Raw genomic sequence first — 22180 nt, 5'->3', positions numbered from 1 at the left:
TCAATCCCTCACTCATAACGCAAGGCCTGAGCCGGTTGAATTTTGGCCGCTCTCCAACTTGGATAAAGCGTTGCCAAAAGAGAAAGAATGAATGCCATTAAACCCACGGTGATCACGTCACTGCTTCGTACATCGGAGGGTAAGCTTGAGATAAAGTAAATGTCGCGGGGCAAGAATTGAACACGAAAAATAGCTTCCAAACTTGGCACAATCACATCAATGTTCAACGAAATGAGTAAGCCCAAGATAATTCCACCCATAGTGCCGATGGCACCAATCATGAAGCCTTGCGCAAAGAAAATTCTTTGAATCATTCCAGCACTAGCACCCATGGTGCGAAGAATGGCGATGTCACCTCGCTTATCAGTGACAGTCATCACCAGCGTAGAGACCAAGTTAAACGCGGCCACTGCAATGATCAAGGTAAGAATGATGAACATCATGCGTTTTTCAGTTTGCACAGCTGCAAACCAATTTTTGTTTTGTCTTGTCCAATCTTTGACCCATAAGCCAGGTAGTTGCATTGAAAGTTGGTCTGCCACTTTTGCGGCCTGCTGCATATCATCTAATTTCAGACGCAAACCCGATGGACCATCCAATCGCAATAATGCCGCCGCATCTTTCCAATGAACCACAGCCAAAGTGCTATCAAACTCATAATGGCCGCTATCGATGATGCCAATCAACTTAAAAGCTCTCATCCGTGGTGTCATGCCTGCAGGATTGATATCGCCTTCAGGAACCATGATGGTGATGCGGTCACCCAATTGCACGCCTAGGATTCCAGCTAACTCTGCTCCTAAGGCCAAACCAAACTCACCTGACTTAAGACTGCTGACCTGCCCTTGGATAAAGTGTTTAGGAATATCAGACACTTTGGCTTCTAATTCAGGGTCTATACCCCGAAGTGCCACACCTCGCATCACGTCACTTCGGCTGATCAATGCTTGAGACATGATCATCGGTGCTGCACCTGTCACACGCTTATTTTCTTGAACTTTAGCCAATAGAGGCTGCCACTCTCCCAATCCTGTCGGAGCATGGATCTCGACATGAGACAAAACGGACAGCATCCGATCACGAACTTCTTTTTGGAAGCCATTCATGACTGATAAAACCACGATCAGAGCAGCGACGCCTAAGGCAATCCCCAACATTGATACAGATGATATAAATGACAAAAACCCGTCTTTAGACCCTGTTTCCTTGTTTTTCCCGCCTTTTCTCCTGGCGTTGGTATAGCGCCATGCGATTTCGAGTTCAATCGGCCAAATATTCATATGAAAGAGTTTAGCTTGCTCTTGGACAGAAGGTCTAAATGCCCCCTAAAATCAAGGTTATGAAATACGCCCTCGTTATTGCCGACAGCCAAGATCAAGAATCTTTTGACCGTGGCCTGCCCTATGAAAAGTTTTTACTGGGCAGCCAGAATGCCAGCGCCCCATTAGATCTCCAATCGCATGGTGTTACTGTTAAGCCAAATACTTGTGTGGCAAGAATTGAGCCAGTACACATCCATGCAGCCAGAGACCACTTGGTTTTAACGAGCACTGAAATTTTAGACATTCAAGCATCGGAAGCTGATGCCCTATTTGAATCAGTGAAAGATATTTTTGCGGAAATGAGTGATATCACTCATCGAAGCAAGCCTCATAAATGGTTCATTGAATCTTCAGCACTTCAAACCCTATCAACCGTTAGCACTGCTCAAGCAGAAAGTCGTAACATTGATCATTGGATGCCATCTGATACAAGCCAAGAAGGTGTGGCTCGACAATGGCGCAAATGGCAAAACGAGATTCAGATGATTTGGTTCAATCACCCAGTCAATGAAGCAAGACAAGCTGAAGGCATGCTCAGCATCAACTCTGTGTGGATCAGCGGCAATGGCACGCTGAATGACATCAAACCCAACGAGAGGCTCTTAGACGCCAAGCACTGGCACAGTTCAGATGGATGCCTGAACTTGCTCGCATCTCACCTGAACAAACCTCACGCCACTTCGCTGAATGAATTGAGTTTGGCTGGCACGATCTCATTACTATCAGCCTCTGATCCAGAGCTGAGTACTATTTGGCAAAAAGCAAATGAAGCCTTGATCAATCATCAAATCAAAGAAATAGAATTGATTGACTTTCCAGAAGGCCAAGAAAGATCTCGAACAATCACCATAGAACAGCTACCTAAAAAAGGCTTTGCTCTTTGGAAAAAACCAGTCGTCGGCTCACTTCAGGATATGCTTCGCTCATGACCATTCAATTCAAAGAGCGCGATTATTCGGAAAAAAGTGCCGCTTGGCTTGAGCAAAGTGGCACTCACCCAGTATTGGCAAAATTGTTTGCTGCTCGAGGTGTTGAAAAACCAGAAGAACTTTTACTCGAACTCAAGAACCTGATCCCACCTGCACAACTTAAAAATTGCGAGTCAGCCGCGAAATACTTGGCTGATGCAATAGAAGCAGGTAAAAAATTACTGATTGTTGCTGACTATGATTGCGATGGCGCCACTGCCTGCGCTGTCGGCCTCAAAGGTTTAAGAGCTTTGGGCGCACCCTGGAACATCAATATTGATTACTTTGTTCCTAATCGTTTCACCTTGGGGTATGGCTTGACACCAGAGGTCGTCGATTTGGTTTCCGGTCTTCCTGATAAACCAGATATTTTAATCACCGTTGATAATGGCATCGCCAGCGTTGCTGGCGTTGAAAGAGCCCAGCAATTGGGCATTGAAGTATTGGTCACAGATCACCACTTACCGGCAGATCAACTCCCGAAAGCTGCCTGGATTGTGAATCCCAATCAACCTGATTGCACTTTCCCAAGCAAAGCACTGGCCGGTGTTGGCGTGATGTTTTATCTGTTGATTGCACTGCGCGCCGAGTTTCGTGCTCGAGGCGCTTTCACTGCAGAAACTCAACCACGCCTAGAAAACCTCTTAGATTTAGTGGCGCTTGGCACTGTTGCAGATGTTGCCTCTCTAGATAGAAATAATCGTATTTTGGTTTCAAACGGCATCAAGAGAATTAAAAGTGGGCAAATGCAAGCGGGTATTCGGGCTCTTTACATCGCTGCCGGAAAAGATCCCAATCGTGCGAGCTCATTTGACCTTGGATTCACCTTGGGTCCTCGCCTGAATGCTGCCGGCCGATTGGCTGACATGTCATTGGGTATCCAATGTTTGATTTCAGATTCACCAGAGGATGCATTGAGATTGGCTCACGAACTTGATCGCATGAATCGTGAACGTCGAACGATTGAGGCGGGTATGCAAGAAACTGCTTTGGCTAGCTTAGTAGATATCCAAGTTGGTGACCAGGCTACTTTGTGCATGGCCAATGAAACATGGCATCAAGGCGTGATTGGCATCGTTGCATCAAGGTTAAAAGAAAAATTCCACCGCCCCACCTTGATTTTTGCTCCAGGTGAAGAATCTGGACAAGCCGTTCTCAAGGGCTCAGGCAGATCCATACAAGGATTTCATCTAAGAGATGCTTTGGATTTGGTTTCTAAAAAGCATCCAGATCTTATTTTGAAGTTTGGCGGTCATGCCATGGCTGCGGGATTGACGATTGAAGAAGATTCATTTGAGGAATTCAAAGCTTGCTTTGAAGAAGTGGCTCAAAGATTGATGACACCAGAAGTACTCCAACGACAACTGGCTCACGATGGCAGACTAGATCCAGTATTCATTGACCCAGAACTTGGCACCATGCTTGCCAATGAAGTTTGGGGCCAAGGATTCCCTGCCCCAGTATTTGTAGGTGAGTTTGAAGTGCTAACTCAAACCCTGATTCAAGAAAAACACCTCCGAGTTCAATTAAAAGCCATTAATTCCAATGGTTCAAGCCATCCAAAATCCTTCAACGGCATTTGGTTTTCCAGAAATGCAACCCTTCCAAACCCAGCCAGATTGGCATATCGGGTCGTTACAGACCATTATCAGGGGGTTGCCAGAGCTCAATTACACATAGAAGCTCTCGATGACCCTTTATAATTGCCGACCATGGAAGCCGAACAATTAAATCTCATCAGTAACACCCTCGAAGACCTGCGTACTCGTACGATTGAGCTTCGGAGGTATCTTTGACGTCGACAACAAAGCAGAACGTTTAGTCGAAGTTAATCAAACCCTTGAAGATCCCAAAATTTGGGATGATCCTAAGCAGGCCCAAGCCCTGGGTAAAGAAAAAAAGCTTTTAGATGGTGTCGTAGGAACTATTAATTTTCTGACGGACAACATCACCTCAAGCCAAGAACTATTTGAAATGGCCAAAGAGGAAGGTGACTTCGAAACAATTCTCTCGATTCAAACCGATACCGATGGCATGCGCCAACAAGTCGAGGGCCTTGAATTCCGACGCATGTTCAGCAATCCAATGGATCCCAGCTCATGCTTCATTGATATTCAATCTGGCGCTGGTGGAACTGAGGCTTGCGACTGGGCCAGCATGTTGTTACGCCAATACCTTCGTTACTGTGAGCGCAAAGGCTTTAAAGCTGAAGTACTGGAAGTTTCCGACGGCGATGTGGCTGGCATTAAAAGCGCCACAATCAAAATTGATGGTGAATACGCATACGGCCATTTAAGAACAGAGACTGGTGTGCATCGCCTGGTGCGCAAATCACCTTTTGACTCAGCCAATGGACGTCACACCTCATTCACGAGTGTGTTCGTTTACCCTGAGGTTGATGACTCTATTGAGATCGACATCAATCCCGCTGATATTCGTACGGATACCTACCGCGCCTCTGGCGCTGGTGGACAGCACATCAACAAAACAGACTCAGCGGTTCGCTTGACTCACGTACCAACCGGCATTGTGGTGCAGTGTCAAAACGATCGAAGCCAACATAAAAATCGTGCTGAAGCCATGTCCATGTTGAAGTCTCGCCTTTACGAACATGAGTTACGTAAACGCCAAGCAGAACAAGACAAACTAGAGGCCACAAAGAGCGATGTGGGCTGGGGTCATCAGATCAGATCGTATGTTCTAGATCAAAGCCGCATCAAAGATCTTCGAACCAACGTAGAAATATCGAATACGCAAAAAGTTTTAGACGGCGACTTAGATCCATTCATTGAAGCCAGCTTAAAGCAAGGCGTTTAACCATCACTATTACTTAATCACCATTCAATTGTTAGCGAAAACATCATGAGTCAAGAAGAACAAACGCCCATCGTCGATGAAAATCACATCATTGCAGAACGTCGCGAAAAATTAGCTCAATTACGCAAAAATGGTGTGGCATTCCCCAATGATTTTGTCCCTACACATCATGCTGCCGACTTACATGAGCACTATGGTGAAATCAGCAAAGAGCAACTGGCTGAAAAAAATATCACGGTCAAAGTAGCTGGTCGAATGATGCTCAAGCGCGTGATGGGGAAAGCCAGCTTTGCGACTGTCCAAGATCGTACGGGTCAAATTCAGTTTTACATCAATGATGCTGATGCAAATGCTGACGCTCACAATGCCTTTAAACATTGGGACATGGGTGACTTCATCGCTGCTGAAGGTGTGGTGTTTAAAACCAACAAAGGCGAACTATCGATCCTAGTAAAAGATTTACGTCTTTTATCAAAATCATTGCGCCCTCTTCCTGATAAATTCCACGGTCTTTCAGACCAAGAGATGAAATACCGTCAACGCTATGTTGACTTGATTGTTTCTCCAGAAACACGTCAAACCTTCTTGGCGCGCAGCAAAGCAATGTCTTCAATACGTCATCACATGCAAGACGCGGGATTCATGGAAGTTGAAACGCCGATGCTTCACCCAATTCCAGGTGGTGCTGCAGCAAAACCTTTCATCACCCATCACAATGCCTTAGACATGGAAATGTATCTGCGCATAGCTCCAGAGCTTTATTTGAAGCGCTTGGTGGTTGGTGGTTTCGAAAGAGTCTTTGAAGTTAACAGAAACTTCCGCAACGAGGGTGTCAGCCCAAGACATAATCCAGAATTCACCATGATGGAGTTTTATGCAGCCTACACTGATTACAAATGGCTCATGACCTTCACAGAAGAACTCATCAGAGCAGCAGCTATCGATGCACAGGGCACTGCGAATTTGACTTACCAAGGTAAAGCCTTGGATTTATCAAAGCCATTCCAGCGCTTAACCATTGCTGAGGCAATTCTTAAGTACGCTCCTTTATCGAAAAAACAGTACACCGCGGCTCAATTAGAAGATAAAGAATTTGTTCGTCAAGAACTTAAAAAGTCTGGCGAAGACATCAATGGACCAACTCTTAAAAATGCTGGTCTTGGAGCCCTTCAATTAGCTTTGTTTGAAGCAACGGCTGAAGAACATCTATGGGAACCAACGTACATCATTGACTACCCTATTGAAGTCAGCCCATTGGCAAGAGAATCTGACACAAGACCAGGCATCACCGAGCGCTTTGAGCTATTCATCACAGGCCGTGAGATTGCCAACGGCTTCTCTGAGTTAAATGATGCAGAAGATCAAGCTGCACGCTTTCAAGCTCAAGTTGCTCAAAAAGAAGCTGGTGACGAAGAAGCGATGTACTTTGATGCAGATTTCATTCGCGCCTTAGAGTACGGTATGCCTCCAACTGGTGGCTGTGGCATTGGTATCGATCGCTTGATGATGTTGATCACCGACTCACCAAACATCAGAGATGTGATTCTTTTCCCGCACTTAAGAAAAGAAGATTAAAAAGATTTAGTAGAAAAATCTTCAATGGAAGAAGCGACATTAAAAAGGGACCCAAGGGTCCCTTTTTAATATCTGCCATTTCAATTAATTCATTTTCACACACCAAAGATCAATGATTTTCCTTGGCATGATTGATTGAATACTTAGGTATCTCAATGACCAAATTTTGCTGAGCAACCACTGCTTGGCAAGATAAGCGTGATTGAGGACATAAACCCCAGGCGCGATCAAGCAAATCATCTTCAGCCTCATCGGATGGATTCAAGCTGGACATGCCTTCACGCACAATCACATGACAAGTTGTACAAGCACATGACATCTCACATGCATGCTCGATTTCAATATCATTTTCTAATAATGCTTCACAAATAGTGGAGCCTGCAGAAGCTTCTAAAACAGCCCCTTCAGGGCAATAATCAGCATGAGGAAGGACAACAATTTGTGGCATTTTTAATTCCTATTAAATTTCTTCTATCTTTTTACCAGACAAAGCTTTTTTGATACTTTCATTCATTCTGCGAGCAGCAAAATCATCGGTTGCTTTTGACAATGACTCAATTGAACGTCTCAATACCTGGGCATCCTTTGCTGACTCAATCAAGTCCTTAAGCGCTGTCAACTTACGATTGATAACATCCAGCTCATCTTGGTCTAGCAATTGTTGATCTTCGGCCAAAGCAGCATCCACGGCTTCAATCAAACGCTTTGCATCCACTAACTCTTCTCTCAACGCTCTATCTTGAACATCATCAGCGGCGTGACTAAAGCCATCTTGAAGCATGGTGGTGATATCGACATCAGAAAGACCGTATGAAGGCTTCACATTGATATTAGCCTCAACGCCTGAATGCTGCTCTCTAGCAATGACAGATAACAAGCCATCTGCATCTACCTGATAGGTGACTCGAATTCTGGCTGCACCTGCGGCCATCGGAGGGATATCTCTTAGTTCGAACTTAGCCAGTGATCGACAGTGATCAACGACCTCGCGCTCACCCTGTAAAACGTGGACAGCCAATGCTGTCTGACCATCTCTGAAGGTTGTGAAATCCTGAGCTCTTGCAACTGGAATCGGGGTATTGCGTGGAATGATTTTTTCAACCAAACCACCCATGGTTTCAACACCTAGGGAAAGAGGAATCACATCCAACAGCAACCACTCATCGCCCTTTTGCTGATTACCTACCAATAAATCAGCTTGCATGGCAGCACCCATTGCTACCACTTGATCCGGGTCTAAATTTGTTAATGGTGTCTGACCGAATAATTCACCAACAACTCTTTGAACATGAGGCATGCGAGTAGCACCACCAACCATGACCACGCCCTTGATTTCTTCTGCAGTCAAACCAGCATCTCTCAGAGCTTTTTTGGCCGCTAGTAAAGTTTTGTTCACTAAATGCTGCGTCAACTCAAAGAACTGAGCTTGACTGATACCAACGTTGATCACTGTGCCATCACTCAACGTTGCATGCACCCGAGCCAAAGGATTTTTACTGAGCTGCTCTTTAACTTCTTTCGATGCAGTGAGTAATAAACGAGTGTCTTTATCAGACAACAACTGTAACTTTGCCTGCTCTAAAACCCAGCAATACAAACGATGATCGAAGTCATCACCACCCAAAGCAGAGTCTCCGCCAGTAGATAGAACCTCAAAAACACCTTTGCTTAAACGCAAAATAGAAATATCAAATGTGCCGCCACCCAAGTCATATACAGCGTACAAGCCTTCGGAAGCATTATCCAAGCCATATGCTATGGCTGCAGCAGTTGGCTCGTTTAAAAGCCGCAAAACCTCAATGCCAGCTAATTTAGCGGCGTCTTTAGTGGCTTGTCGTTGCGCGTCATCAAAGTAAGCAGGTACCGTGATCACTGCCCCAACGATCTCATCATCGAAAGAGTCTTCTGCACGCTGACGTAGTCTGGCTAAAATTTCTGCAGAAACTTCAACGGGACTCTTTTCGCCAGAAACTGTTTTAATTTTGAGCATGCCAGGAGCATCGACAAATTCATAGGGCATTGTTTGAGCATGCTGGATATCATTAAGACCCCTCCCCATGAAACGCTTCACAGAAATGATGGTGTTTTTTGGGTCGCCATTGGCATTTTGTAACGCTTGGTATCCCGCCTGGGTTGTGCCACCTGGCAGGTAACGAATCACTGACGGCAATAACTTTCTTCCTTGCTCATCACCTAAGACTTCAGGCAAAGCATTTTTCATAGCAGCAACCAATGAATTGGTTGTGCCTAAATCTATACCAACAGCAATGCGACGCTGATGAGGAGCAAGTGATTGACCAGGTTCGGCAATTTGTAATAAGGCCATATTTTTATTTGTTATTAATTATTTTTTATGCTGATATTGCGTCTTCAAGTTCTACACTGAATTTATCAATGAACAATAAAGCTCGTAATTGCTTTGCTGCCAACTCAAAATCATTAGCTTCATCAATCGCAAGCTCAACTTCTTTCAATAAATTCGCTCTTGTTTGCTCTACTTCTTTGTACAACTGATCTAATTCAGAAGGTTGATCTCTGACATCATCCAAAGTCTCCCGCCATTTCATCTGCTGCATCAAAAATTGAGCAGGCATCGCCGTATTAGTTTCTAACTGAGGATCTACGCCATTCCTTGCACACATGTATAACCCCCTTTGAATAGGGTTCATGAGTGTTCGGTAGGCTGAATTAGCCAAAGCTGATAACTGCATGGAGACACGCTTATCAGAATCACTGGCCTGAGCGTGCATATCAGGATGAACTTTCTGTTGCACAGTCAAATAAGCAGACTCCAAAGCCTGCCTATCAATCTTAAATTGTGGCTTTAACTGAAATAAGGCAAAGTAATCATCAAATCCTGAAAGATTCGCCACAACCACACTCATCTTTTACATTAGGATTTTGGAACTTAAATCCTTCATTCAGACCTTCGCGCACATAATCTAGTTCAGTGCCATCCAAATAAGCCAAACTCTTAGGGTCGACATAAACCTTAACTCCCAAGGACTCAAACATGGTGTCCTCAGGCAAGATTTCATCAACGTATTCCAATTGATAAGCGAGCCCCGAACAACCGGTTGTTCTAACCCCAAGACGCAAGCCAACGCCTTTGCCACGACGCTCGATGTAACGCGTGATGTGCTTAGCTGCTTTCTCTGTCAGAGTGATGGCCATGATTATTTAGCGTGCTTTTCTTTGTAGTCAGCCACTGCTGCTTTGATGGCATCTTCAGCCAAGATAGAGCAGTGAATTTTTACTGGTGGCAATGCTAATTCTTCAGCAATCGCAGCGTTTTTAATTTCAAGCGCTTGATCCAAAGTCTTACCTTTGACCCACTCTGTTACCAAAGAAGATGAGGCAATCGCTGAACCACAACCATAAGTCTTAAACTTAGCATCTTCAATAATGCCTTGATCATTCACGCGGATTTGTAATTTCATCACGTCGCCGCAAGCTGGCGCACCAACCATACCTGTACCAACGTGATCATCACTTTTTTCAAATGATCCAACGTTGCGTGGGTTTTCATAATGCTCAATTACTTTTTCACTGTATGCCATTTTATTTCCTCAGTTACTTTCTCAGTTATCTTTTAAATACTATTAATTAATCAATAAAAATTAATGTGCAGCCCATTGGATCGTGTTTAGATCAATGCCATCTTTGTACATTTCCCATAACGGTGACAAATCTCTTAATTTTGCGATTTTGCTCTTGACCAACTCAATGGTGAAATCAACATCTTCTACCGTTGTAAAGCGACCGATGGTGAAGCGGATTGAGCTGTGCGCCAATTCATCATTGCGACCCAATGATCTCAATACATAAGATGGCTCTAATGACGCTGAAGTACATGCAGAACCAGATGACACAGCGATGTCTTTCAATGCCATGATCATTGACTCACCTTCAACATAGTTAAAGCTGATGTTCAAGTTATGAGGAATGCGCTGATCCATGTCACCGTTGAGGTAAACCTCTTCGATTTGATTCAAGCCATTCCATAAACGATCTCGTAACATACGAATGCGCTCGTTTTCAGTCGCCATTTCTTCACGAGCAATGCGGAAGCACTCACCCATACCAACCAATTGATGAGTTGGTAAAGTGCCTGAACGCATCCCGCGCTCATGACCACCACCGTGCATTTGAGCCTCGATACGAATACGTGGTTTACGGCGCACAAATAAAGCACCCACACCCTTTGGACCGTATGTCTTGTGAGCACAAAAGCTCATCAAGTCAACTTTGAGAGTTTGTAAATCAATGGCAACCTTGCCTGTGGCTTGTGCTGCATCTACGTGAAACACAATGCCTTTTTCGCGACAGAATTCACCGATTTTTGCAATATCTTGAATCACGCCAATCTCGTTGTTCACAAACATCACAGAAACAACAATCGTATCTGGGCGAACGGCGGTTTTGAATTTATCAAAATCAATCAATCCGTTTGGCAACACATCAAGATATGTCACCTCATAGCCTTCACGCTCTAACTCACGACAAGTGTCTAAAACTGCCTTGTGCTCTGTTTTTACTGTGATGATGTGCTTGCCTTTTTCTTTGTAGAAGTGAGCCGCACCTTTGATAGCCAAGTTGTTGCTTTCAGTAGCGCCACTCGTCCAGACGATTTCTCTCGGATCTGCGCCTACCAATTTTGCAACTTCCACTCGAGCATTCTCAACAGCCTCTTCAGCACTCCAACCATAAGCATGACTGCGTGAGGCTGGGTTACCAAATTGCTCACGAAGATATGGAATCATCACATCGACCACTCTTGGGTCGATTGGTGTTGTGGCTGAATAGTCCATGTAAATCGGGAAGTGCTCTGGACTAAACATAGGGACTGGTTTAGGTGATGACATATTTGCTTCCTTTAATCTCAATATTTTTTATCTATTCTGTGACCACATCAATGATTGGTATCAATTAATTTGCTGAGCAAAAGTGAACACTGAATTTGCCAATGGTTTTTTCTTGGCTTCAACTTCTTTTTTTGTGTTGGCCGTTGAAGCTTTAGCGGATTTTGGAGCTTCAATTTTTATCTTGCTCTCGCGCACGCCATGAACATGGGCTCTGCCTTCTTGTTGTTTGACTAAATCAGCCAATGAAACTGAGCTGAGATACTCGACCATCTTTTGGTTCAAACTGGTCCATAAATCATGGGTCATACAACGGCCATGACCAGCATCTTCACCGCTGCAATTGCCCTTGCCACCGCATTGGGTTGCATCTAATGGCTCATCAACAGCAATGATGATGTCAGCCACAGTGACTTGATCAGCTCTGCGCGCCAAGGTGTAACCGCCACCAGGTCCGCGAGTACTTTCGACAATATCAAAGCGGCGTAATTTACCAAACAACTGCTCTAAATATGACAATGAAATATGTTGCCTTTGGCTAATGCCGGCAAGTGTTACTGGTCCATGAGATTCGCGCAGGGCTAAATCAATCATTGCAGTGACAGCGAAACGTCCTTTGGTTGTTAGTCTCATCTCTTACCTCATCAATATTGGGTTGTTGAAACGTTTAATACCTGACTCTTGTGCTCAAGTTTATCAGATACCCCATTAAACTGCTCAAGTACTCAGCAAAGCCATACCCCATGGTAAATAAACCATAAAAATCAATTACTTAGGTGGTAGCAATAATGACTTGAAGTCAGACTTGATTCGACGTCTAACAGCCACATAGAGGCGTCTTCTATCCAAAGTAGGCAAATCCCTTGATCTCAACGCCATATTAAAAGCCAAAGAGAAGCTGACCAGCACATTGAAAAGGCCAATCAATAAGACGCCAAAAATACCCAACCAAAAGCCTGACATCAAGAATGTTTTCCAGCCAAGAGCTGTTGCAGCTGCAGCAAACTGACCAGCGGAAAGTGTGATGTGTCGGATCTCCATACCAATGCCTAGGAAGCCCAAAAAGGTTGGTCCGTAGATCAACAAGAAACCCAAAGAAACGTTAGCAGCAACGATAGAGATATTGTCTCTCCACCACTGCCCCCATCTTGCAGCTCTGATATCGCCGAATACCATGGTGATTCTGCGGTTGTAACGAATCACATCTTGAATACGATGCAAGACAAACCAGTTATCAATCAAGCCAGCAATCACACTAGAGAGCCATAGAAGCACGCCTGTGAAAGCGGCAAACAAAAATGCTGCGCTGAATGGCGATACAGTGTGGAAAACATAAGCTGCTTTGCTTGGATTCATGGTGGGATGACCCAACAACAAAATAATGCCTATCTGTATGGCGATCACCACAGGAACAACCATTGCCAAGTTACCAAAGATAGATGCTGCTTGAGACCTCATCAAGGCCATGGCACGATCGACAAAACGATCCAAGCCCTCTTTGGTTTTAACGTCGTCCAATAACTGCGCTAAGGCTGGGGCAGTCATAGCGGGCTGCTTTGTTGCCAATGTGAAATTAGCAAATTGAATCAATAAGAAACTAATAGCGTAGTTAGCAGTCAAAAGAATATTTTCGAAGAAACGGACCAAGCCAAGATTGGTGATCAAAAACTTCAAATAGACCGTGCCAGAAATAATCGCACCACCGCCTAGAGATTTTTTGAGCATTGAAAAATACTCTTTACGACTACCTGCGATGTAATGATCACCAGTTTCCGCACTGCGTTCCACCATTTTTCTTGAGAGCAAAGCAAATGTTTGTTCAGCAAGACGCTTGATACTGCGATGACCTTGAACAGTCAGAATCAAATCAGCTGTTAACTTCGCCAACAATTGCGTTTGATCACGATGAAGCCAAGCCTCCAGCAATTTTTCAACTCTTGATAGGCGCAAACGCATGGTCTCAACTTGAAAAACTGTTTCCACTGAAACGCCATTTTCATCAAGGTGAGCATAAACATCATCGCAAGCAATGTAACAAGCATTCAATACATCTTGAAACTCTTTTAACTTGGCTTGATAACCAGAATCATTTAAGCGAGGCTCAGCCTTGAGAATATCCTCGGCCAATTTACCCAAACGATAAAAAGGTGAATCCTGACCACTGACCCCTCGCAATCTTGATCTAACGGAATAACTCAAGCCCGCAGAACTGATATAGCTGATCAAAATCATGATGGCTTCAGCCATGTCTTTGAACATGGTATCTGTGCCAGAGTTATCTTCTTGATAATGAGTCAAATCATGGAGTGAGCGCAACAAATCATCATCTAGATCATGAACCCAAGAGGCATCGTGCGGTCCAACAAAGCCAAGAGCAAATAAAACTGTCAGCTCTGGTTTATTAAGTGGCGGCGAAATCAAATGATTGCGCAAACGCTCCGTCATCTCTCCCCAAAAACTAGGCTTTGTTGCAACCCCTGTGTCACAAAGCAATGAGAGCGCATCGTTATCTCGCAAAACACTCCGTATCAACTTCGCAATCTTTAATTTGACGTCTGGTCGTTGATCCAGAATTTTTAAAAATGATCTTAAGCGTGCATGTTCTGGGTGACCCTCCACAGTTGTGGCTGGCTTATTTTTTGATGATTTTTCTGTACGGCGCAGCCAGTAAGCCAATTCAATGATCCAGCGATTGCGATCCGCCAAGTCAGCAGTGTCATTCGGTACAAGCAATAGAGTATCCAATGCTTGCGAGGCATCTCTTGATTCTTTCCAACGCGCCCACAAACGGCGAAAATCTTTAAAACCAAACATGCCTAATTTCCATTTAATTGAATTGTGTCGTGTAACTCAGCACCAAAAACCATCGCCTTTAATTTTAGAAGTTGATCTCTTGTTTGCGCTGCTTTCTCAAACTCAAGATTTTTAGCATGATCAACCATCAGCTTTTCCAGCTGTTTAATCTCTTTGGCCAATTGTTTTTCGCTCATATCTTCATAGTGAGCTTTTTCTTGTTCGTATTTTAGCTCTTGGCGTTTCTCATCAACGTCATAAACACCATCAATAATATCTTTAATGCGTTTCACAACGCCCTTAGGAGTAATGTCGTGAAGTTTGTTGAACTCGGTTTGTTTGGTTCTGCGACGGTCGGTCTCGCCAATGGCCTTCTTCATTGAATCAGTCATTTTGTCAGCATACAAAATGGCTTTACCGTTAACGTTTCTGGCAGCGCGACCAATCGTCTGAATCAAACTTCTCTCTGAGCGCAAGAAACCTTCTTTGTCAGCATCCAAAATGGCCACCAAAGAAACTTCTGGAATATCCAAACCCTCGCGCAAGAGATTGATACCAATCAATACGTCAAAAACACCCAAGCGCAAGTCTCTTAATATTTCTACACGCTCAACGGTATCAATATCAGAGTGCAAGTAGCGGACCTTGATACCGTTGTCAGACATGAAATCAGTTAACTGCTCTGACATGCGCTTCGTCAAAGTCGTGATCAACACACGCTCACCCACTTTGATACGGGCATGTATCTCACTGAGCACATCATCCACTTGAGTGGATGCCGGTCTAACATCAATCAAAGGATCCACCAGGCCAGTCGGTCTTACGACCTGCTCGACCACTTTGTCGGCATGCTGTTCTTCGTAAGCGGCTGGAGTGGCTGAGACAAAAATAACTTGCCTCATTTTCTTTTCAAATTCTTCAAACTTCAGCGGCCGGTTGTCCATCGCTGATGGCAAGCGAAAGCCGTAATCAACCAAGGTTGATTTACGAGCTTTGTCACCGTTGTACATACCGTTCAATTGACCTATCAGAACGTGACTTTCGTCTAAGAACATCAACGCATCTGGCGGTAAGTAATCCACCAATGTCGGCGGCGCTTCGCCTGGTTTGGCGCCCGACAAATGTCTTGAATAGTTTTCAATGCCTTTACAGAAACCTAACTCGGACAACATTTCAAGATCAAAGCGTGTGCGTTGCTCTAAGCGCTGCGCTTCGACCAACTTACCTTCTTTGACGTAGAAATCTAATCGTTCACGCAATTCTGCTTTGATAGTTTCAATCGCACGCAAGACAGTTTCACGAGGGGTCACATAGTGCGAACCTGGATAAATTGTGAAACGTGGAATGCGTTGACGAATCCTGCCGGTCAATGGATCAAAAAATTGAAGACTATCCACCGTGTCATCAAATAAATCAATGCGAACAGCTAGCTCATTGTGTTCAGCCGGAAACACGTCGATGGTATCGCCTCGAACTCGGAAGGTACCCCTTGAAAAATCTACGTCATTGCGCTCGTACTGCATCGCAATCAAACGTGTCACGATGTCGCGCTGAGTTAATTTGTCGCCCTGTCGAACCGTCAAAACCATTTGATGGTAATCGCCAGGATTACCAATACCGTAGATTGCAGAAACCGTTGAAACAATGATCGTGTCGCGTCTTTCTAAAAGGCTCTTGGTAGCTGACAATCTCATTTGCTCAATGTGCTCATTGATCGAAGAGTCTTTTTCAATGAAAAGATCCCTGGTTGGCACATACGCTTCCGGCTGGTAATAGTCGTAGTAACTCACAAAATACTCAACGGCATTTTGCGGAAAGAATTCTCTGAACTCACTATATAACTGAGCTGCAAGTGTTTTATTGGGAGCAAAAATAATGGCAGGACGACCTAAACGTGCGATCGTATTGGCCATGGTGTAGGTCTTCCCTGAACCGGTGACGCCCAAAAGAGTTTGATAAATCAAGCCGTCTTCAATCCCCTCCACCAACTGAGCAATGGCCTCAGGCTGATCTCCAGCGGGTTGAAATGGCTGATGTAGCAGGAACGGAGAGCCCGGAAAACGAATAATGTTTTCAGCTGGGCTCAAAGCGTCAATTTCTGATTTTTTTTCTGTCTTTTTTGGCATCTCGGCTATCATTCTAGGCTTGCTTGAACTTTCTGACATATTTCATACTATGAGCCTCTTTTCAAACGTCGAACTTGCCCCCCGTGACCCCATTCTTGGCCTCAATGAAGCCTATAACTCTGACAGCCGCGCAACCAAGGTAAATCTTGGGGTTGGCGTGTATTTCACCGATGATGGAAAGATTCCATTATTGCGTGCTGTACAAGCTGCAGAAAAGATCATGATGGAAAAATCTGCTGCCCGCGGCTATCTGGCCATTGAAGGTATTGCGGCCTACAACCAAGGGGTACAAAACCTTTTATTTGGTAAAGATTCTGCGATTTTGACTTCTGGCCGTGTTGTGACAGCCCAAGCAGTTGGCGGTACAGGTGCCCTAAAGATTGGTGCTGACTTTATCAAGCGCTTAGAGCCTAATGCGGTGGTAGCTATTAGCGACCCTAGCTGGGAAAACCATCGCGGTATCTTTGAAAATGCTGGTTTCCCAGTGCAAAGCTATACCTATTACGACTCTGAGACACGTGGCGTGAACTTTACAGGCATGGTCAAGTCTCTAGAGGCTCTTCCAGCCAAGTCAGTGGTTTTGTTGCACGCCTGCTGCCACAACCCAACCGGTGCTGACATGTCTATGGATCAATGGAAGCAAGTTGTACAAATTTGCAAAGCCAAACAATTGATTCCTTTCTTGGACATGGCTTATCAAGGTTTTGCAGACAATATTGATCAAGACGGTGCTGCAGTTCGCCTATTTGCCGACTCAGGTCTATGTTTCTTTGTTTCTAGCTCATTCTCAAAATCTTTCTCTTTGTACGGGGAGCGCGTTGGCGCCCTATCCATTGTCACTGAGAGCAAAGATGAATCCACACGCGTGATGTCACAGTTAAAGCGTGTGATTCGCACTAACTACTCCAACCCAGCTATTCATGGTGGTACGGTGGTTGCAACCGTCCTTAACACCCCAGAATTACGCGCCATGTGGGAGCAAGAATTAGCAGAAATGCGCGATCGCATCAAATTAATGCGCAATTCTTTGGTCACCAAATTGGCCCAAGCTGGTGCGAAACGTGATTTTGGCTTCGTGAATGCCCAAAGAGGCATGTTCTCCTACTCTGGTCTGACATCGGATCAGGTGGATCGTCTTCGTGAGGAATATGGCATTTATGCTGTTTCTACGGGTCGTATCTGCGTTGCGGCCCTCAATAGCAAGAATATTGATGGTGTAGCCAAAGCAATCGCCTCAGTTTTATAAGCTTTTAAAATCAATGTCTTAGACAACATTTTGGTGCTCACAGCACCAAAATGTTGCATTGCACAAATCGATATTTTTAGGGATAATCTAGTTAATGTAAAAAGTGTCTAAAGGCACATTAGTCCTTAACTCCGTTTTGGACATTTTTAGATTTCGGGAGATTAACTAATGCTGTATCAATATCAAGAATTCCAAAAAGCCTTGCTTCAACCTTTGACAGCATGGGCTCAGGCAACAGCAAAGACCTTTGTAAATCCCAGCAACCCACTTTCACTCCTTCCCTCAGCCACCAGAATTGCTGCTGGTTATGAGCTTCTATACCGCTTAGGTAAAGAATATGAGAAGCCAGAGTTCAAAATTAAAACGGTGATGGCTCACGGTAAGAATGTTGCCATCAACGAATTCACCGTTGTTGATAAGCCATTTTGCAAATTAGTTCGTTTTAAGCGCTTTTCTGATGACGTCAATGTCATCAAAAAACTCAAAGAAGATCCAGCGATCTTGATCGTGGCTCCTTTATCAGGTCACCACTCCACCCTGTTGCGCGACACAGTTCGCACATTGCTACAAGATCACAAGGTCTACATCACCGATTGGGTTGATGCCCGATTGGTTCCTCTTGAAGACGGTACTTTCTCTTTGGATGACTATGTTCATTACATCCAAGACTTTATTCGCGCCATCGGTGCAAAAGATTTGAACGTTCTGTCTGTTTGTCAGCCGACGGTCCCTGTATTAGGTGCAATTTCATTGATGGCCTCTAATGGTGAAGTAACCCCAAGAACCATGACCATGATGGGTGGCCCTATTGATGCTCGTAAGAGCCCGACCATGGTGAACTCAACTGCCACCAACAAATCATACGAATGGTTTGAAAACAATGTGGTCTTCACTGTCCCTCCTCCACATCCTGGCGCAGGACGTCGTGTTTACCCAGGCTTCCTTCAGCACACCGGCTTTGTTGCCATGAACCCTGATCGTCACGTTCAATCTCATTGGGATTATTTCCAAGACTTGGTCAAGGGCGATAAACAAGATGCTCAAGCTCATATTGAGTTCTATGATGAATACAACGCTGTGTTGGACATGGATGCAGCCTACTATTTAGAAACGATCAAAACTGTTTTCCAAGACCACGCTTTACCAACTGGTAAATGGGTTGTCGGTGGTAAGTTAGTCAAGCCACAAGACATCAAAGGTACAGCCCTTTTGACCATTGAAGGTGAGTTGGATGATATTTCTGGTAGTGGTCAAACAAAAGCTGCTCACGGCTTATGTAAAAATATTCCTGATAGTAAAAAACAGCACTACGAAGTCAAAGGTGCTGGTCACTACGGTATTTTCTCTGGTCGTCGTTGGCGCGAAATGGTCTACCCAGAAGTTGGGCAATTCATTCGCAAACATGCGATCAAGGGAAGTAAAGCTGTTGTACAAAGAGCAGTCAAAAAACCTGCTGTTAAAAAAGTAGCCACCAAAAAATCAGCCTCAAAGAATGCATAAAGCCATAGACGGTCTTGATGACCTATCGGATCGTCTATTAGCCGCACTTCCTCAAACTCAATGCACCAAATGTGGCTACCCTGACTGCAGGGCTTATGCAAAAGCCATGGCAACTGGTGAAGCTTCTCATAACCAGTGCCCTCCTGGCGGACAAGAAGGCATTACCCGTTTAGCAAAAATACTCAACAAAGAAGTTTTAGAACTCAACCCTCTGAATGGCGAAGAACGCCCTCGATCAGTCGCTCTAATTGAATCAAAGGCATGCATTGGTTGTACGCTTTGCATTCAGGCCTGCCCAGTTGATGCGATCGTCGGAGCATCAAAGCAAATGCATGTGGTGATTGATGAATGGTGTACAGGATGTGATCTGTGCATTCCACCCTGCCCAGTTGATTGCATCACCATGGTTCCTGTCACTGGAAAAGCAACTGGCTGGGATGCCTGGAGTCAACAATTGGCTGATCTAGCCAGAAATCGATACGAATCTCGTGAAAAGAGATTGGAGCGCGAAGAATTAGACAATGTACGCCGTCTGGCTCTCAAGGCTAAAAATAAAGCCAAGGCTCTTGATCTTGAAAGTGCCAAAACCGAAGATGAGAAATCAGAGATTGAACGCAAGCGCGCCATCATTGCAGCCGCCATGGCCAGAGCTCAAGAGAAGCTTCAGTCATCTAGCTAAATACCTGGCTTACTAGACAGGCAACACTAAACTAATTTTTTAATGGCTTCAACATAAGCCACCATATCTGGCGGAGTTCCATCTCTTTGCGCATTCCAAAGAACTTGCCCCAAACATTCCATGATTTTGTGCTGAGCCTCATGCTCAGAATCTAACTTGATCGACAATTGCTTACTGGCTTCACGAATACCAGGTGGTTGATCAATTTGCACCTGCTCAGTGATGGACATGTGCATGGATAGATGCAAGAAAGGATTGGTTTGTCCTTTTTCAGGGGTGTACTCAGCCTCTTTGGCAGATTCAAGATCACTTAAGATGCCGTGATACTCAGGATGCTCCACCATCCATCTAGCCGCGATTGATTCCATGGGAGTGAGGATGCCAGAGCGCTCTTGCTTGGCCCAGGCCTCACAAAAAAATTGCCTGACTTCCTCTTTGCTGGGATTAAACAAACTCATATGGAGAAATTCTTTTCTTTGAATGAGCATAATGGCTCAACAATGCATTTTGCACAATCGGGGCTTCTGGCCTTACAGGTATATCTACCATGCAAAATCAACCAATGATGAGCATCAATCAAATAATCCTTGGGGACTCTCTTAAGCAGCGCCATCTCAACGGCTAAAACATCTTTACCCGGTGCCAATCCAGTTCTATTTGATACCCTGAAAATGTGTGTATCAACCGCCATGGTTGGATGACCAAAGGCTGTGTTCAAAATCACGTTCGCTGTTTTTCTACCAACCCCTGGCAATGCTTCTAGAGCGTCTCTGTCCTCAGGAACTACTCCACCATGGCGCTCGATCAACAGACGACAAGTTTCTATCAAATGTTTTGCTTTGGTTTTAAATAAGCCAATGTGCTGAATGTAAGGTATCAAGCCATCAACACCAAGCGCATGAATTGCTTCAGGAGTATTGGCTACTGGAAATAGAACTCTGGTCCCTTTATTGACCGAGACATCTGTTGCTTGCGCTGACAATAAAACAGCCGCTAACAATTCAAAAGGCGTGGTGTACTCAAGTTCCGTGGTCGGCTTGGGATTATTGCTTTTCAGAGCCTCAAAAAAAGCCAATCGTTTTTGTGGATTCATCTAAGTCAGTAACTCACAATTTTTTAAACGTGACCCAAGACATCTTGTATGCGCTTGACCATCACGGGGACTTTGACTGACTGCTTTTGAAGATGAGCGGCATTGCTTTCTCTTTGTTTCTCGGACCAAGCAGATCCTGGAAAGAACACATCCTCTTTGAATCTAGGGATGATGTGCCAATGAAGATGAGGCACCATATTGCCTAAAGCGGCGAGGTTCACTTTGTCAGGTTGCATGACTTCTCGCATGATTTTTTCAATCAAGAACACGATGTGTAATAAACGACCACGCTGATCCAGACTCAAATCACTCATCTCAGCCACGTGTTCATTCCAAATCACTCGACAAAAGCCAGGTAACTCTGGCTCATTGGCCAAAATGACGCGTAACTCGTGATTTTTCCAAATCAACTCACCACCATCCGAGGTGCACAAAGGACAATTTGTATTCATGGTGGTATTTTCGCTTAATTCAGAAAAAGACGAAAACCTTTTCTAGATATAAACTGGGTAAAACTTAAATAATGAATGACTCATGGACATCAAATTATTCAGCTATTGGCGAAGCTCAGCGGCTTTTAGAGTCAGAATTGCACTCAATCTCAAAAACCTCACACATGAGGTCATTCCTGTTGATCTTTTAAAGCAAGGCGGTGAACAGCACCTGCCAAGCTACTCAGCCAAAAACCCTCAGGATCTGGTCCCTGTTTTAGAGCATGGCTCTCATGTTCTGCGCCAATCACTAGCCATCATTGAGTTCTTAGAGGAAGCTCATCCAACACCCGCCTTGTTACCAAAGAATATTGAGGAGCGAGCCTGGGTCAGAGCCTTGAGCATGGACATCGCTTGTGACATTCATCCTTTGAATAATTTGCGGGTAATGAAATATCTACACAAAAAATTAAAGCTCAGTGACGATCAGAAAAGCTCATGGGCCAAACACTGGCTTGAACTTGGACTTGCTGGCGTAGAAAAAACATTATCAACACAAGCACGCCAAGGAAAGTTCTGCCTTGGCGATGAAGTCAGCATGGCTGATGTGTGCTTGATTCCGCAGATCATGAACGCCAAAGCAAGCAATTGCGATCTAAGTAAATTCACAAAGATTCAACAAGTATTCGATGAATGCATGAAGTTACCAGCATTCATTCAAGCATCTTGGGAAGCTCAAATAGACTATCCCAATAAATCATAAAAAAT

Annotated in this window: 21 protein-coding genes; 8 read left to right on the top strand and 13 right to left on the bottom strand. The window is 44.5% G+C overall.

Going from position 1 to position 22180, the window contains the following annotated elements; translation table 11 throughout:
• Window positions 1-8: 8 nt before the first annotated feature.
• Window positions 9-1280, bottom strand: a complete 1272-nt coding sequence (locus AOC33_RS08255; RefSeq protein WP_089516541.1) for a lipoprotein-releasing ABC transporter permease subunit — start codon at window positions 1278-1280, stop codon at window positions 9-11.
• 59 nt (window positions 1281-1339) lie between these two features.
• Here AOC33_RS08255 and AOC33_RS08250 point away from each other — a divergent pair, with 59 nt between their 5' ends.
• The 4 genes from AOC33_RS08250 (at window position 1340) to lysS (ending at window position 6682) form a co-directional block, all read left to right on the top strand.
• Window positions 1340-2251: a hypothetical protein gene (locus tag AOC33_RS08250; protein WP_143744034.1), complete on the top strand. Its 912-nt coding sequence runs from the start codon at window positions 1340-1342 to the stop codon at window positions 2249-2251.
• The gene (gene recJ, locus AOC33_RS08245; RefSeq protein WP_089516539.1) at window positions 2248-3993 is read left to right on the top strand and encodes a single-stranded-DNA-specific exonuclease RecJ; all 1746 of its coding nucleotides are present in this window, start codon (window positions 2248-2250) and stop codon (window positions 3991-3993) included. Before AOC33_RS08250 ends, recJ begins: the two co-directional genes overlap by 4 nt.
• Before the next feature lie 9 nt (window positions 3994-4002).
• A protein-coding gene (gene prfB, locus AOC33_RS08240) for a peptide chain release factor 2 (protein ID WP_143744033.1) occupies window positions 4003-5107 on the top strand; the annotation gives its coding sequence in 2 pieces (ribosomal slippage) (window positions 4003-4083 and window positions 4085-5107; 1104 coding nt in all).
• Window positions 5108-5152: 45 nt separating this feature from the next.
• Window positions 5153-6682 carry a lysine--tRNA ligase gene (gene lysS / locus AOC33_RS08235; protein WP_089516538.1) on the top strand — a complete coding sequence of 510 codons (1530 nt, stop codon included), beginning with the start codon at window positions 5153-5155 and terminating at the stop codon, window positions 6680-6682.
• 109 nt (window positions 6683-6791) lie between these two features.
• Here lysS and fdx read toward each other — a convergent pair whose 3' ends face one another.
• The 9 genes from fdx to uvrB form a co-directional block, all read right to left on the bottom strand.
• On the bottom strand, window positions 6792-7130 hold the full coding sequence (gene fdx, locus AOC33_RS08230; protein ID WP_089516537.1) for an ISC system 2Fe-2S type ferredoxin: 339 nt from the start codon (window positions 7128-7130) through the stop codon (window positions 6792-6794).
• 12 nt (window positions 7131-7142) lie between these two features.
• Window positions 7143-9008, bottom strand: a complete 1866-nt coding sequence (gene hscA, locus AOC33_RS08225) for a Fe-S protein assembly chaperone HscA (RefSeq protein ID WP_089516536.1) — start codon at window positions 9006-9008, stop codon at window positions 7143-7145.
• Between the two features lie 25 nt (window positions 9009-9033).
• Window positions 9034-9567, bottom strand: a complete 534-nt coding sequence (gene hscB, locus AOC33_RS08220) for a Fe-S protein assembly co-chaperone HscB (RefSeq protein ID WP_089516535.1) — start codon at window positions 9565-9567, stop codon at window positions 9034-9036.
• Window positions 9533-9856 carry an iron-sulfur cluster assembly protein IscA gene (iscA, locus tag AOC33_RS08215; RefSeq protein WP_089516534.1) on the bottom strand — a complete coding sequence of 108 codons (324 nt, stop codon included), beginning with the start codon at window positions 9854-9856 and terminating at the stop codon, window positions 9533-9535. The genes hscB and iscA overlap by 35 nt, the downstream gene beginning before the upstream one ends.
• Before the next feature lie 2 nt (window positions 9857-9858).
• Window positions 9859-10242, bottom strand: coding sequence for a Fe-S cluster assembly scaffold IscU (gene iscU, locus AOC33_RS08210; RefSeq protein WP_089516533.1), 384 nt, complete (start codon window positions 10240-10242; stop codon window positions 9859-9861).
• A gap of 60 nt (window positions 10243-10302) precedes the next feature.
• Window positions 10303-11523 carry an IscS subfamily cysteine desulfurase gene (locus AOC33_RS08205; protein WP_180738133.1) on the bottom strand — a complete coding sequence of 407 codons (1221 nt, stop codon included), beginning with the start codon at window positions 11521-11523 and terminating at the stop codon, window positions 10303-10305.
• An 84-nt stretch (window positions 11524-11607) separates the two neighbouring features.
• Window positions 11608-12177 carry a Fe-S cluster assembly transcription factor gene (locus AOC33_RS08200; RefSeq protein WP_089516531.1) on the bottom strand — a complete coding sequence of 190 codons (570 nt, stop codon included), beginning with the start codon at window positions 12175-12177 and terminating at the stop codon, window positions 11608-11610.
• Window positions 12178-12312: 135 nt separating this feature from the next.
• Window positions 12313-14358: a hypothetical protein gene (locus tag AOC33_RS08195; RefSeq protein ID WP_089516530.1), complete on the bottom strand. Its 2046-nt coding sequence runs from the start codon at window positions 14356-14358 to the stop codon at window positions 12313-12315.
• Window positions 14359-14360: 2 nt separating this feature from the next.
• Window positions 14361-16463, bottom strand: coding sequence for an excinuclease ABC subunit UvrB (gene uvrB, locus AOC33_RS08190; protein ID WP_089516529.1), 2103 nt, complete (start codon window positions 16461-16463; stop codon window positions 14361-14363).
• A gap of 49 nt (window positions 16464-16512) precedes the next feature.
• On the opposite strand from uvrB, the gene AOC33_RS08185 reads away from it, so the two are divergent.
• The 3 genes from AOC33_RS08185 (at window position 16513) to rsxB (ending at window position 19888) form a co-directional block, all read left to right on the top strand.
• Complete coding sequence (locus AOC33_RS08185; RefSeq protein ID WP_089516687.1) at window positions 16513-17709, top strand: amino acid aminotransferase; 1197 nt, start codon at window positions 16513-16515, stop codon at window positions 17707-17709.
• Window positions 17710-17877: 168 nt separating this feature from the next.
• Window positions 17878-19209: a polyhydroxyalkanoate depolymerase gene (locus AOC33_RS08180; protein WP_089516528.1), complete on the top strand. Its 1332-nt coding sequence runs from the start codon at window positions 17878-17880 to the stop codon at window positions 19207-19209.
• A complete protein-coding gene (gene rsxB / locus AOC33_RS08175) occupies window positions 19202-19888 on the top strand; it encodes an electron transport complex subunit RsxB (protein WP_089516527.1) in 687 nt (228 codons plus the stop codon). The genes AOC33_RS08180 and rsxB overlap by 8 nt, the downstream gene beginning before the upstream one ends.
• 26 nt (window positions 19889-19914) lie before the next feature.
• On the opposite strand, the gene AOC33_RS08170 is transcribed toward rsxB, so the two are convergent.
• From AOC33_RS08170 to AOC33_RS08160, 3 genes are read right to left on the bottom strand one after another with little or no spacing between them, the layout of a single operon-like run.
• Window positions 19915-20340: a DUF1841 family protein gene (locus tag AOC33_RS08170; RefSeq protein WP_089516686.1), complete on the bottom strand. Its 426-nt coding sequence runs from the start codon at window positions 20338-20340 to the stop codon at window positions 19915-19917.
• Window positions 20341-20342: 2 nt separating this feature from the next.
• Window positions 20343-20981 (bottom strand): endonuclease III, encoded by a 639-nt coding sequence (gene nth, locus AOC33_RS08165; RefSeq protein ID WP_089516526.1) that lies wholly within the window; start codon window positions 20979-20981, stop codon window positions 20343-20345.
• A 23-nt stretch (window positions 20982-21004) separates the two neighbouring features.
• Window positions 21005-21433 (bottom strand): HIT family protein, encoded by a 429-nt coding sequence (locus tag AOC33_RS08160; protein ID WP_089516525.1) that lies wholly within the window; start codon window positions 21431-21433, stop codon window positions 21005-21007.
• Window positions 21434-21521: 88 nt separating this feature from the next.
• Between AOC33_RS08160 and maiA the strand changes: the two genes are divergently transcribed.
• Entirely contained in the window at window positions 21522-22175 is a 654-nt protein-coding gene (maiA, locus tag AOC33_RS08155) for a maleylacetoacetate isomerase (protein WP_089516685.1), read from the top strand.
• Window positions 22176-22180 lie beyond the last annotated feature (5 nt).

The organism is Polynucleobacter cosmopolitanus, assembly GCF_002224225.1.
Lineage (GTDB): Bacteria > Pseudomonadota > Gammaproteobacteria > Burkholderiales > Burkholderiaceae > Polynucleobacter > Polynucleobacter cosmopolitanus.
This window is presented reverse-complemented; position numbering and strand designations above follow the sequence as displayed.